The following is an 11,433-nucleotide window of genomic DNA, read 5'->3' as shown; positions in this document are numbered from 1 at the left end:
CTCGTCCCCGTCAAACGCGTGGTGGACTACAACGTCAAGGTGCGCGTCAAGAGCGACGGCAGCGGTGTGGACATTGCCAACGTCAAGATGAGCATGAACCCGTTTGACGAGATCGCCGTGGAAGAGGCGGTGCGCCTGAAGGAAAAGGGCGTGGCCACCGAAGTGATCGCCGTGTCTTGCGGCGTGACGCAGTGCCAGGAAACCCTGCGCACGGCCATGGCCATTGGCGCCGACCGCGCCATCCTGGTGGAAACCGCCGAAGAACTGCAGCCACTGGCCGTGGCCAAGCTGCTCAAGGCGCTGATGGACAAAGAACAGCCCGGCCTGGTGATTCTGGGCAAGCAAGCCATTGACGACGACTGCAACCAGACCGGCCAGATGCTGGCGGCGCTGGCTGATTTGCCCCAGGGCACCTTCGCCAGCAAAGTTGAAGTGGTGGACGGCAAAGTGCATGTGACCCGCGAAGTGGACGGCGGCCTGGAAACGCTGGCGCTGAGCCTGCCCGCCATCGTCACCACGGATTTGCGCCTGAACGAGCCGCGCTACGTGACGCTGCCCAACATCATGAAGGCCAAGAAAAAGCAGATGGACATCGTCAAGCCCGAAGACCTGGGTGTGGACGTGAGCCCACGCATCAAGACCCTGACGGTCAGCGAGCCGCCCAAGCGCGGTGCCGGTATCAAGGTGGCCGACGTGGCCGCCCTGGTGGACAAGCTCAAGAACGAAGCTAAAGTGATCTGAGGACCAACAACATGACCGCACTCGTTATTGCCGAACACGACAACGCCGCCGTCAAAGGCGCCACGCTCAACACCGTGACCGCCGCCGCAGCCTGCGGGGGTGACGTGCACGTGCTCATCGCCGGGCACAACGCCGCAGGCGCTGCCGCAGCAGCCGCCCAGATCGCCGGCGTGTCCAAAGTCATCCATGCCGACGCCGAGTACCTGGCCCACGGCCTGGCCGAAAACATGGCCGCTCAGGTGCTGGCCATCGCCGCCAACTACAGCCACATCCTGTTCCCGGCCACGGCCAGCGGCAAAAACATCGCCCCGCGCGTGGCCGCCAAGCTCGACGTGGGCCAGATCAGCGACATCACCAAGGTGATTGCTGCCGACACGTTTGAACGCCCGATTTACGCTGGCAACGCCATGGCCACGGTGCAGAGCCTGGATGCGACCAAGGTCATCACCGTGCGCACCACGGGCTTTGACCCGGCCGCCGCCACCGGTGGCAGCGCCGCCGTGGAAACCGCAGCGGCACAAGCCGACAGCGGCAAGAGCACCTTCCTGGGCAGCGAAATCGCCAAGAGCGACCGCCCCGAACTCACCGCCGCCAAGATCATCGTCAGCGGTGGCCGGGCGCTGGGCAGCGCCGAGAAGTTCAACGAAGTGATGACGCCGCTGGCCGACAAGCTGGGCGCTGCACTGGGCGCCAGCCGCGCTGCCGTGGACGCGGGCTACGCCCCGAACGACTGGCAAGTGGGCCAGACCGGCAAGATCGTGGCGCCGCAGCTGTACATTGCGGCCGGTATTTCGGGTGCCATCCAGCACCTGGCCGGCATGAAGGACAGCAAGGTGATCGTGGCCATCAACAAGGACCCTGAGGCGCCGATCTTCAGCGTGGCCGACTACGGTCTGGAGGCTGATTTGTTCGCCGCTGTGCCTGAGTTGATTTCAAAACTCTAAACCGTTGCCAACCCTGTCAGGGCATCGTTCGCGATGCCCTTGTTGTATCTGCTGACATTTCCAAAGAGACACACCCATGAGCTACACCGCACCCCTCAAAGACATGCTGTTCAACATGGAGCACATCGCTGGCATCGCCACGGTGTCGCAAATGCCCGGGTTTGAAGACGCAGGTCTGGAAACCGCGCAGGCGGTGCTGGAGGAGTGTGCCAAGCTCAACGAAGGTGTGATCGCGCCGCTGAACTGGGAAGGCGACAAGTACCCGTCTTCTTTCCACGACGGCAAAGTCACCACGACGCCCGGTTTCAAGCAGGCTTTCAAGCAGTACGCCGAAGGTGGCTGGCAGGGTCTGCAGCACCCCACCGACTTCGGCGGTCAGGGCTTGCCCAAGACCATTGGTGCGGCCTGCGGTGAAATTTTGAACAGCGCCAACATGAGCTTTGCGCTGTGCCCGCTGCTGACCGACGGCGCCATTGAAGCGCTGCTGACCGCGGGCAGCGATGAGCTGAAAGCCACCTACCTGGAGAAGCTGGTGAGCGGCGAGTGGACCGGCACCATGAACCTGACCGAGCCGCAGGCCGGCAGCGACCTTGCCGCCGTGCGCAGCCGCGCCGAGCCGCAGCCCGACGGCACTTACAAGGTGTTTGGCACCAAGATCTACATCACTTACGGTGAGCACGACATGGCCGAAAACATCGTGCACCTGGTGCTCGCCCGCGTCACGGGCGCGCCCGAAGGCGTGAAGGGCATCAGCCTGTTTGTGGTGCCCAAATTCATGGTGAATGCCGATGGCTCGCTGGGTGCTCGCAACGACGTGCACTGCGTCAGCATCGAACACAAGATGGGCATCAAGGCATCGCCTACCGCCGTGCTGCAGTATGGCGACCACGGTGGTGCGGTGGGTTATCTGGTGGGCCAGGAAAACCGCGGCCTGGAATACATGTTCATCATGATGAACGCCGCGCGGTACGCCGTGGGCGTGCAGGGCATCGCCATTGCCGAGCGGGCTTACCAGAAGGCCGTGGGTTACGCCAAAGACCGTGTGCAAAGCCGCCCGGTGGACGGCTCGCTGAGCGCGGCCGCACCCATCATTCACCACCCCGACGTGAAGCGCATGCTGATGACCATGCGCGCCAGCACCGAAGGCTGCCGCGCCATGGCCGCCGTGGCCGCTGCGGCCTACGACGCCGCGCACCACCACCCCGATGCCGATACGCGCAAACAGAATGCAGCCTTCTACGAATTCCTGGTGCCGCTGGTCAAGGGCTACAGCACCGAGATGAGCCTGGAGATCACCAGCCTGGGTGTGCAGGTGCACGGCGGCATGGGTTTCATTGAAGAAACCGGCGCGGCGCAGTACTACCGCGACGCCAAGATTCTGACGATCTACGAAGGCACCACGGCCATTCAGGCCAACGACCTGGTGGGCCGCAAGACCGCGCGCGATGGCGGCACCGGCGCCAAGGCGATCGCTGCGCAGATCGAACAAACCGAAATCGAACTCGCCCAGCGAGACAGCGCCAACGCCAAGGCCGTGCTCAAGCGCCTGAAGGCCGCGCGCGAAGCCTTTGTGGACGTGGTTGAGTTCATTGCGGCCAACACCCGCAGCAACCCCAACGCCGCCTTTGCCGGCAGCGTGCCCTACTTGATGCTGGCCGGCAACCTCATGGCGGGCTGGCAGCTGGCGCGCTCGCTGATGGTGGCCGAAGACCAGCTGGCCGCGGGCACCGACGCGGGGTTTATGCAGGCCAAGATCACCACCGCGCGCTTCTATGCCGACCACATCCTGAGCCGCGCCCCGGGCGTGCGCGACAGCATCGTGGAAGGCTCGGACGCTGTGACCGCGATGGCGGTGGACGCGTTCTGACACACCTGCTGGGAGTCGGTCTGTCGCACCAGCTACAGACCGACGCACGGGCGTGACCCAGAATTCAACCGGTCCATTTCAGCGAACCCAAAACCACAACGGAGACTCCATGACCACTCGCCAACGCTACCTGCCCCCGGTGCTGCAGAAGATCCGCTTCCCGGTGATCGGCTCGCCGCTGTTCATCATCAGCAACCCCAAGCTCGTCATTGCCCAGTGCAAGGCTGGCGTGGTGGGCTCCATGCCCGCGCTCAACGCACGCCCGGCCTCGCAGCTGGACGAGTGGCTGGCCGAAATCACCGAAGCCCTGGCCGCGCACGACGCCGCCAACCCGGACAACCCGGCGGCACCGTTTGCCATCAACCAGATCGTGCACAAGAGCAACGACCGGCTGGAGCAAGACATGGCGCTGTGCGCCAAATACAAGGTGCCGATCATCATCACCAGCCTGGGCGCGCGCGAAGACGTGAACCAGGGCGTGCACAGCTGGGGTGGCGTGGTGCTGCACGACGTGATCAACAACGTGTTCGCGCACAAGGCCATCGAGAAGGGTGCCGATGGCCTGATTCCGGTGGCGGCAGGCGCCGGCGGACACGCGAGCGTGAAGAGCCCGTTCGCCATGATCCAGGAGATTCGCGAGTGGTTTGGCGGCCCTGTGGCCCTTTCGGGCTCCATCGCCTCGGGCGGCGCTGTGCTGGCCGCGCAGGCCATGGGTGCCGACTTCGCCTACATCGGCTCGGCCTTCATTGCCACCGAAGAAGCGCGCGCGGTGGACGGCTACAAGCAGATGATCACCGAGAGCAATTCGGACGACATCGTTTACAGCAACTTCTACACCGGCATCCACGGCAATTACCTCAAGGGCAGCATCAAAAACGCTGGCATGGACCCTGACCACCTGCCCGAGAGCGACCCGAGCAAAATGAACTTTTCCACTGGCGAGGGTGCCAACGCCGCCAAGGCCTGGAAAGACATCTGGGGTTGCGGCCAGGGCATTGGTGCCATCCGCGAAGTGGTGCCTGCGGCCGATCTGGTGGCGCGTTTCAAGCGCGAATACGCCGAGGCCAAAGCCCGCATCTGCGGCGCCTGAAACCGCGCCGGCTCATCAAAAAAGCCGACCCTTGGGTCGGCTTTTTTTTGCTGGTCGTTTCCAGCTTCAGGGTTTGAACAGGTCTTTCAACGCGTCCAGCAGCGTGGGTGGGCCGGCGTATTGCGTGCCGCCAGCGTCTGAAATGCTGCTGACCCAGCCGCCGCCGTCCACCCATTCGCTGTAGAGCCATTCGTCGTTGACCCGGCTCAGGCCAGCGGGTGGCGCCGGTGGTGGCGCCACGGGCACACCTTTCAGGGCCGCACCCATGAAGTCGATCCAGATGGGCAGCGCCAGCCCACCGCCCGAAGCCCCACCACCGAGGCTGCGCGGCTTGTCGTAGCCCATCCACACGGCGGTGGCCAGGCTGGGGTGGTAGCCGGTGAACCAGGCGTCCACCGCGTCGTTGGTGGTGCCGGTTTTTCCGTAAATGTCGGTGCGCTTCAACCGCGCTTGCGCCTGGGCGGCGGTGCCCGAGCGGGTCACGTCGTTCAGCAGGCTGCTCATCACATACGCGTTGCGTTCGGGCAGGGCGCGGTTGTCTTCCGTCAGGGCGGCGGCGGGGGGTGCTTCAAACAGCACCTTGCCTTGGGCGTCGGTGATCTTTTCAATGACCACGGGCGCCACGCGCCAGCCTCCGTTGGCCAGCGTGGCATAGGCGCCAGCCATTTGCAGCGGCGTCACCAGGCCGGTGCCCAGCGCCAGCGTGAGGTTGTCGGGGTGGCGCTGTGCGTCCATGCCAAAGCGGGTGCTCCATTCGCGGGCGCGCTGGGTGCCCACGTGCTGCAGCACCCGCACGCTGGCAAGGTTGCTGGATTGGGTGAGCGCTGTGCGCAGCGAGATAGGGCCGCTGTGTGCGCCGCTGCTGTTGCCGGGGCTCCAGCCGTTGGGCGCTGTGAAGGGCAGGTCGTCCACCAGCGTGGCCGGCATCACGCGGGCTTCCAGCGCCGCCGAATACAGCAGCGGCTTGAAGGCCGAGCCGGGCTGGCGCCAGCTTTGCGTGACGTGGTTGAACGGCTGGCGCGTGAAGTCAAAACCGCCCACCAGCGCACGCACCCGGCCACTTTGTGTGTCCAGCGCCACCAGCGCGGCTTCGGCCTCGGGCCACTGGGCGATGGCCCAGGTTTCACCGGTTTTGGCGTTGCCTTTGCTGAGCACCCGCACCACCGAGCCCCGGGTGAGTTTCAGCGCGGCCTTGGCCTTGGCGCTCAGCCCGGGCTGTGCCCAGCGCAGGCCTTCGCCCTTCACGCTCACCCGTTCGCCGCTGGCGAGTTGCACGCGCAGTTCTTTGGGTGACGCGGAGAGCACCACCGCCACGCGCAGGGTCTCGTCGTCGCGGTGGTCTTTCAGTGCCAGCGCCGCGGCACTCTCCAGCTCCGGGCCGTTCCTGGCGGGCAGGGCTTCAAAGCCTTCCGGGCCGCGCCAGGTGCCTCGGCGGTCAAAGGCCAGCACACCGCTTTGCACCGCATCAAACGCGGCGCGTTGCTCGGCCGCGCGCAGCGAGGTGGTGACCCGCAACCCCGTGGTGTAGGCACCGGTGCCAAAGCGTTCGACCACCGCGCGGCGGGCCATTTCGGCGACGTGTTCGGCGTTCACGCTGCGCTGGCCGGGCGTGCGAATGCGCAGCTTTTCAGCGCGTGCAGCCGCCAGCTGTTGCTCGGTGATGGCGCCGGTGGCGCGCATGCGTTCGAGCACCACGCGCTGGCGCTGCACGGCTCGCTCGAAGTTGGCCACCGGGTTGGCGTAGTACGGGTTTTGCGGCAGGCCAGCCAGCATGGCGGCTTCGGCCAGGGTGAGCTGGTCCATGGGCTTGCCGAAATAGGTGCGCGCTGCGGCGGCGAAGCCATAGGCCCGCTGGCCCAGAAAAATCTCGTTGAGGTAAATCTCCAGGATGCGGTCTTTGGATAAGGCTTCCTCTACCTTGAAGGCCAGCAAAATTTCTTTGGCCTTGCGCTCCACCGTCAGCTCACGCGTGAGCAGCATGGTGCGCACCAGCTGCTGCGTGATGGTGCTGGCACCCTGCTTGCGTCCGCCGGTCAACATGGCGAACGCGGCGCGTGCCATGCCCTTGGGGTCCACACCCGAGTGCTCGCGAAAGCGCGCGTCTTCCACCGCCAGCACGGCGTCTTGCAGCAGCTTGGGCGTGCGGGCCAGCGGCACATAGTCGCGCCGCTCGGCGCCAAACTGCGCGATCTCCACGCCATCGGCGGTGAACACCTGCAGCGGCAGTTTGGGTTGGTAGTTGACGATGCGGTCGATCGGCGGCAGGTCAAACGTGGCCGCGGCCGCTGGCGGTGGGCCGAGCCACAAGGCGGCAGGCGCCAAGGCCAGGGCGACAACCGCAGGGCGAAGGGATAACAGGAACATGGGGCCGAATTATCCGGGGCGCGTGTGAACCGGGGGTGAAGTGGTGCGCAAAGGCTGTAACGGCATGTCAGTGGCGCAAGGCGACCCAAGGGCCGTGGCGCTTCTGAGCGGGGGGCATTTCAAACGGCCGGTGGCGGTGTTGCGCTGGTCGCCAGCGCGGGTGCGCTGAGCTGGGGCAGGTGCACCACCACCTTGCGGGGGTCGTCAGCCAGTTGGTCCAGGGCCTCGTTCAAGCGCTCCAGCGTGCGCCGCACTTCCGCCCGTTCGTCTTCCTCAGCGCCATCGGACTGCTCTGCCGGCAGCAAGATGGACACGAGACGAAACCGCAGGCTCAGGTCTTCGGGCAGCGTGGAAGCTTGTTCCAGCCCCTTGGCGACCAGGTGCTGGGCCAGCAATTTGATCTGCGCGGACTCAATCGGTCCTTCAATCAGCACGGCAAAACGCCGGTCGGCGATGCGGCAGACCGTGTCCACCTCGCGCACCACGCGGGTGAGCCGCGCGGCGGCCACCACCAAGGCGCGGTCAGCGGTTTCGCGCCCCGCGCGCAGGGCAATGTCGGCGTGGTTGGACAGGTCCACCAGCAGCAGGCCGCTGTGTTGGCGGTAGCGCCGGGCGCGGCGAATGGTGTCGCGCAGGCGCAGGTGCAAGACCGGGGTGATGGTCAACCCGGTCAGCGGGTCGGTGCTGTCAATGGCGCGCAGCCGCGCCCGGTTTTCGCTGAACTCCTTGGCACGCTGGTGCAAGATGTAAAGCAGCAACGGGATTTCGATGGCCGACCCGATGAGCACCGCGTATTGCGTGCTCCAGCTGTCGGGCGCCAGGCCGGCTGCACGCAACGCCGCAAACGGGTAGCCCAGGTGCACCGGCAAAAAGCCCAGCGCCATCCAGCCCGCGTAACGGTCACCCTGGCGCCAGGCCCAGAGGCACACCGCGATGCTCAGCAGCACCGAAAGCAGGCCATACAGGTTGAGCACCAACAAGGCCGGCGCACTTTGCAGCGCCAGGTAGGCCGCCGGGTACAGCAGGCCAAACACCGACCAGCCCATCACAAAACGGTCCAGCCCCCGGTGGTAGCGCGAAAGCGCGCACACCTCACGCACAAACCAGATGCCCGAACCGGTCAACCACAGCATGAAAACGGCGGGCGCGGCGTTGTTCCAGCTGGCCGAGTTGGGCCAGAAAAACAGGCCACCGATACCGGTGAAGGCCGCCTGGAAACCGAGCATGCAGGCCACGTAGACCATGTAGGCGGTAAAGGCGCGGTCGCGGTACAGCCGGGCGTGGACCCAGCCCAGAAACAGCACCAGCAGGCCAAAGCCCAGGTAGCCGCCCACCAGGAGAAAAGTCCAGGAGCGCTTGTGTTGCAGCTCTTCAGCGTTCAGCAAATAGGTGCGCGGGCTCAGCGGCGCGGGTTGGTTCGCCATCCGCAGCCACACGGTGCGGGGCGCGGCCGTGTCGTGCAAGGCAAACACCGGCGAGCGGTCGGGTATAGACCACTGCGCCACCGCCAGCCGGTCGCCCGCATGCTGCGCCTGCCAGCCACCCGCCCCATCGGGCTGGTACAGACTCGCCCGGTCGGTGAAGGCCGAGCCGTCAAGCATGAGAAACCAGCGCTGCGCCGTGTCCAGCGGGGGCAGTTCCAGCCGCAGCCACAGCGCGCCGCTGCCCAGCGAAAAGCTGCGCTGCTGCACCAGGGCCTGCAACTGGTCGGCCGGCAGCTGGGCCACATCGTCCGGGCCTGCTTCGCCGGTGGTGTCGACCCAGTAGCGGTACTGGGTGGTGACGTCTTGTTGGGCTGTGGCCGACCACGCGGTACCCAGCAAGCCCAGGGCCAGCGCGAGCAGCAGCAGGGTGCGCGCCAGCGCGCGAAGGACGGCGGTTTGAGAGGGCATCGCCGCTATGTTAGCGTCGTGCTGCGCTGACGTGCACAGCGTTTTTTAGTGGCCAGCAGTGCCCGGCCGAACGGCTGAACTCTCGTGCTGCTTCAAATGGTCCTCGGCGGTTGGGCCCAGCCGCCCGATCACCGCAAATGCCTTAACCTAGCTTCTATTTTCAACGGCCAGTGAGCGGCGCCCTTTTGGTTCGATCAAGGGGCCTTCTGTGCCACGACCGACCCGACAACGCCATGAAAACCATTGACGAGATGCTCAACCTGGCCTTGCTGACCCCCGATCAGCACCAGCAAATCAGCGAGTGGATTGCGCGAGCCGACTCGCCCGACGAGATTTTGAAAATGCCCGCCCCGCTGTGGAAGGCCGTCGAGCGGGCCAGTGCCATCATGGGCATCGACGACGACCTGGTGCGCCCGCCGGCCCTGGACGCAGACGGCCTGGCGCTCCAGTGATCTGACCCGGTTTTATGGGCGGCCGCGCCTGCCTGCGCAAGGCTCGGGCTGCAGACTTCCAAACATCACGGAGTCGAACCACCAGGCACCGACTGGCGGCTGGCTTCAGGGCTTCAGGCGGGCATGGCATGGAGCGCCGTCAGGTAATCGGCACCCCTGGCCTCGGCAAAGATGTCCAGCGTGAGCGTGAAGGCGGCCTGCAAGACCAGGCCCACGCCAATACCGGCTGCCACGTCGTGGCGCTGCAAAAAAGCAATCATGCCCACCCCGACGATCAGCAACACCATTTCGACCGCCTTGTAGATCGAAAAATTGCTCATGACCGTCTGCATGCGGGTGGTTTCTTCGGCCTTGAGTGCCGCCGGGTTGGCCTGCAGCTGAGCGCTCAAGGTGGACAGCTGGGTGTCGGTGCGCAGGTAGATGGAACCACCCACGACCATCTGCATCAGCGCAATGGCCACCAGCGGGTAGGCCATGGACTTCAGGCGATGACCGTTCATCCAGAGCCACACGCTGATGCCAATGGCCGCCAGGCCAACGGCCAGAAATATCAAGCTTTCCTGCTTCTCTGCGCTGAAGTAGCTGCTCATGTGGTTGATCATGGTGTGGGTCTCAGGCGATGGGTCGGGTCAGGGTCTTGACCACCTTGGTGGCCAGGTTGCGGGGCGTGAAGCGCATGCTTTGCGCCATGGCCCAATTCATGAAGCCGGGTATGTAGACCCGCTGCCCGCGTTGCATGGCGCGGTAACCCAATGCGGCCACTGCTTCGGCGGTGGGCAGTTTTTTGCCCTTCACCAGCGCCGAGTTGCCCTGCTCGGCCTTGTCTTGAAAGCCCGAGGCCGTGGGGCCGGGGCACAGTGCCGTCACCGTCACGCCGGTGTCTTCCAGTTCGGATGCAATGGCCTCCGAAAAGCTCAACACAAACGACTTGGTGGCGTAGTACACCGCCATGTAGGGGCCAGGTTGAAAAGCCGCCGTCGATGCGGTGTTCAAAATCTTGCCGCGTGTGGCCAGCAGGTCGGGCAAAAAGAGCTTGGTCAGCACCACGACCGTGTTCATGTTGAGCTGCATCATGGCCAGCTCTGAGCGGAGCGCGGAGTCTTTGAATTCGCCAAAAGCGCCGCACCCGGCGTTGTTGACCAGGGCGCTCAAGACGATGCCGCGCGCCTGGATGTCGGCGTGCAGTTGCGCTGCACCCCCGTTGGTTTCGAGGTCTGCACCGATCACGGTGACGACCACCTTGAATTGCTTTTGCAGCGCATCGGCCACTGCCTGCATCTTGGCCACGCTGCGGGCGGCCAGCACGAGCTGGTAGCCGTCTTGCGCAAACTGATGGGCCAGCGCTTTGCCGATGCCTGACGACGCGCCGGTGATGAGTGCTGTTTTGGTGTGTGGGGGGTGTAGGGGCAAGACGGATCTCCAAAGTGTTTGTGTTGGTGGAGAGATTTAAAACCCGGTACCCAGGTGCCATGTCAAGGGTTTTGTTTTCAAGCAAGGCCGTTGAAAGGGCTTGACCTGGCACCTGGGTGCCGGGTTTAGCATGGGCCATCACTTTGTGAAGACCCCACCTGGCCACCGGACACCCCCCCATGAAAACCGTCATCACCGTCAAGGCTTTCCAGTCATTGCAGACCACCAGCGCCTTGTGCAAAGCGGCCAACGTCACGCGCGGCCAATTGCGCCTGTATGAAGACGAAGGGTTGATCACGCCACAGAGCCGCACCGAAGCTGGCTATCGGCAATATGGCGCCGACACGCTGGACCGGCTCAAGGCCATCATGCATTTGAAGGAACTCGGCTTCACACTGGCCGAGATCGCGCTGCTGCTCGCCGAGCGCGATCACGGTGAACTGGATGAGCGCGCCGTTCAGCAACTCGCTGGCGACGTCCTGTCAAAAATCGACGAACGCATCGCTGGGCTGCAAGTCATTCGCGGTTACGTGGCGCCGGTTGCCGTGGGCGACATGAGCGTGTTGCAGGATGAAGACTGCCATTTCGTTGTCGAATTCATGACCGCTTTGTCGGCTGAGAAAACCAGGCGGCGCGCCTGACACAGCACATGAGCGCTCAGCGGGCCGCTGTT

Annotated in this window: 10 protein-coding genes; 6 read left to right on the top strand and 4 right to left on the bottom strand. The window is 64.7% G+C overall.

From position 1 onward, the window contains the following. The 4 genes from AC0GNR_RS12205 to AC0GNR_RS12190 form a co-directional block, all read left to right on the top strand. Nucleotides 1-741, top strand: a 741-nt coding sequence (locus AC0GNR_RS12205) for an electron transfer flavoprotein subunit beta/FixA family protein (protein ID WP_472901222.1), incomplete at its 5' end; no start/stop codon positions are given. Between the two features lie 11 nt (nt 742-752). After that, nucleotides 753-1,685, top strand: coding sequence for an electron transfer flavoprotein subunit alpha/FixB family protein (locus AC0GNR_RS12200; RefSeq protein WP_472901221.1), 933 nt, complete (start codon nt 753-755; stop codon nt 1,683-1,685). 76 nt (nt 1,686-1,761) lie between these two features. After that, nucleotides 1,762-3,552, top strand: a complete 1,791-nt coding sequence (locus AC0GNR_RS12195) for an acyl-CoA dehydrogenase (RefSeq protein WP_472901220.1) — start codon at nt 1,762-1,764, stop codon at nt 3,550-3,552. Between the two features lie 109 nt (nt 3,553-3,661). Beyond that, on the top strand, nt 3,662-4,642 hold the full coding sequence (locus AC0GNR_RS12190) for an NAD(P)H-dependent flavin oxidoreductase (RefSeq protein ID WP_472901219.1): 981 nt from the start codon (nt 3,662-3,664) through the stop codon (nt 4,640-4,642). A gap of 66 nt (nt 4,643-4,708) precedes the next feature. Here the strand turns inward: AC0GNR_RS12190 and AC0GNR_RS12185 are convergent, their stop codons facing one another. Further along, nucleotides 4,709-7,006, bottom strand: coding sequence for a penicillin-binding protein 1A (locus tag AC0GNR_RS12185; RefSeq protein ID WP_472901218.1), 2,298 nt, complete (start codon nt 7,004-7,006; stop codon nt 4,709-4,711). Nucleotides 7,007-7,125: 119 nt separating this feature from the next. Further along, on the bottom strand, nt 7,126-8,898 hold the full coding sequence (locus tag AC0GNR_RS12180; RefSeq protein WP_472901217.1) for a sensor domain-containing diguanylate cyclase: 1,773 nt from the start codon (nt 8,896-8,898) through the stop codon (nt 7,126-7,128). Between the two features lie 233 nt (nt 8,899-9,131). Here AC0GNR_RS12180 and AC0GNR_RS12175 point away from each other — a divergent pair, with 233 nt between their 5' ends. Next, nucleotides 9,132-9,350, top strand: a complete 219-nt coding sequence (locus tag AC0GNR_RS12175; protein WP_472901216.1) for a hypothetical protein — start codon at nt 9,132-9,134, stop codon at nt 9,348-9,350. Between the two features lie 113 nt (nt 9,351-9,463). On the opposite strand, the gene AC0GNR_RS12170 is transcribed toward AC0GNR_RS12175, so the two are convergent. Next, the gene (locus AC0GNR_RS12170) at nt 9,464-9,952 is read right to left on the bottom strand and encodes a hypothetical protein (RefSeq protein WP_472901215.1); all 489 of its coding nucleotides are present in this window, start codon (nt 9,950-9,952) and stop codon (nt 9,464-9,466) included. Nucleotides 9,953-9,962: 10 nt separating this feature from the next. Beyond that, complete coding sequence (locus AC0GNR_RS12165; protein ID WP_472901214.1) at nt 9,963-10,760, bottom strand: SDR family NAD(P)-dependent oxidoreductase; 798 nt, start codon at nt 10,758-10,760, stop codon at nt 9,963-9,965. A gap of 179 nt (nt 10,761-10,939) precedes the next feature. Between AC0GNR_RS12165 and AC0GNR_RS12160 the strand changes: the two genes are divergently transcribed. Further along, nucleotides 10,940-11,401 (top strand): MerR family transcriptional regulator, encoded by a 462-nt coding sequence (locus AC0GNR_RS12160; protein ID WP_472901213.1) that lies wholly within the window; start codon nt 10,940-10,942, stop codon nt 11,399-11,401. The last annotated feature ends 32 nt before the right edge of the window (nt 11,402-11,433 follow it).

The sequence above is a fragment of the Hydrogenophaga sp. LT287 genome (assembly GCF_055702805.1).
The sequence above is the reverse complement of the archived record's forward strand: the minus strand, read 5'-3'. Positions and strand labels throughout refer to the sequence as shown.

Coding starts and splice junctions, on each gene's coding strand:
- AC0GNR_RS12200 (WP_472901221.1), top strand. CDS start 753: ATGACCGCACTCGTTATTGCCGAACACGACAACGCCGCCGTCAAAGGC.
- AC0GNR_RS12195 (WP_472901220.1), top strand. CDS start 1,762: ATGAGCTACACCGCACCCCTCAAAGACATGCTGTTCAACATGGAGCAC.
- AC0GNR_RS12190 (WP_472901219.1), top strand. CDS start 3,662: ATGACCACTCGCCAACGCTACCTGCCCCCGGTGCTGCAGAAGATCCGC.
- AC0GNR_RS12185 (WP_472901218.1), bottom strand. CDS start 7,006: ATGTTCCTGTTATCCCTTCGCCCTGCGGTTGTCGCCCTGGCCTTGGCG.
- AC0GNR_RS12180 (WP_472901217.1), bottom strand. CDS start 8,898: ATGCCCTCTCAAACCGCCGTCCTTCGCGCGCTGGCGCGCACCCTGCTG.
- AC0GNR_RS12175 (WP_472901216.1), top strand. CDS start 9,132: ATGAAAACCATTGACGAGATGCTCAACCTGGCCTTGCTGACCCCCGAT.
- AC0GNR_RS12170 (WP_472901215.1), bottom strand. CDS start 9,952: ATGATCAACCACATGAGCAGCTACTTCAGCGCAGAGAAGCAGGAAAGC.
- AC0GNR_RS12160 (WP_472901213.1), top strand. CDS start 10,940: ATGAAAACCGTCATCACCGTCAAGGCTTTCCAGTCATTGCAGACCACC.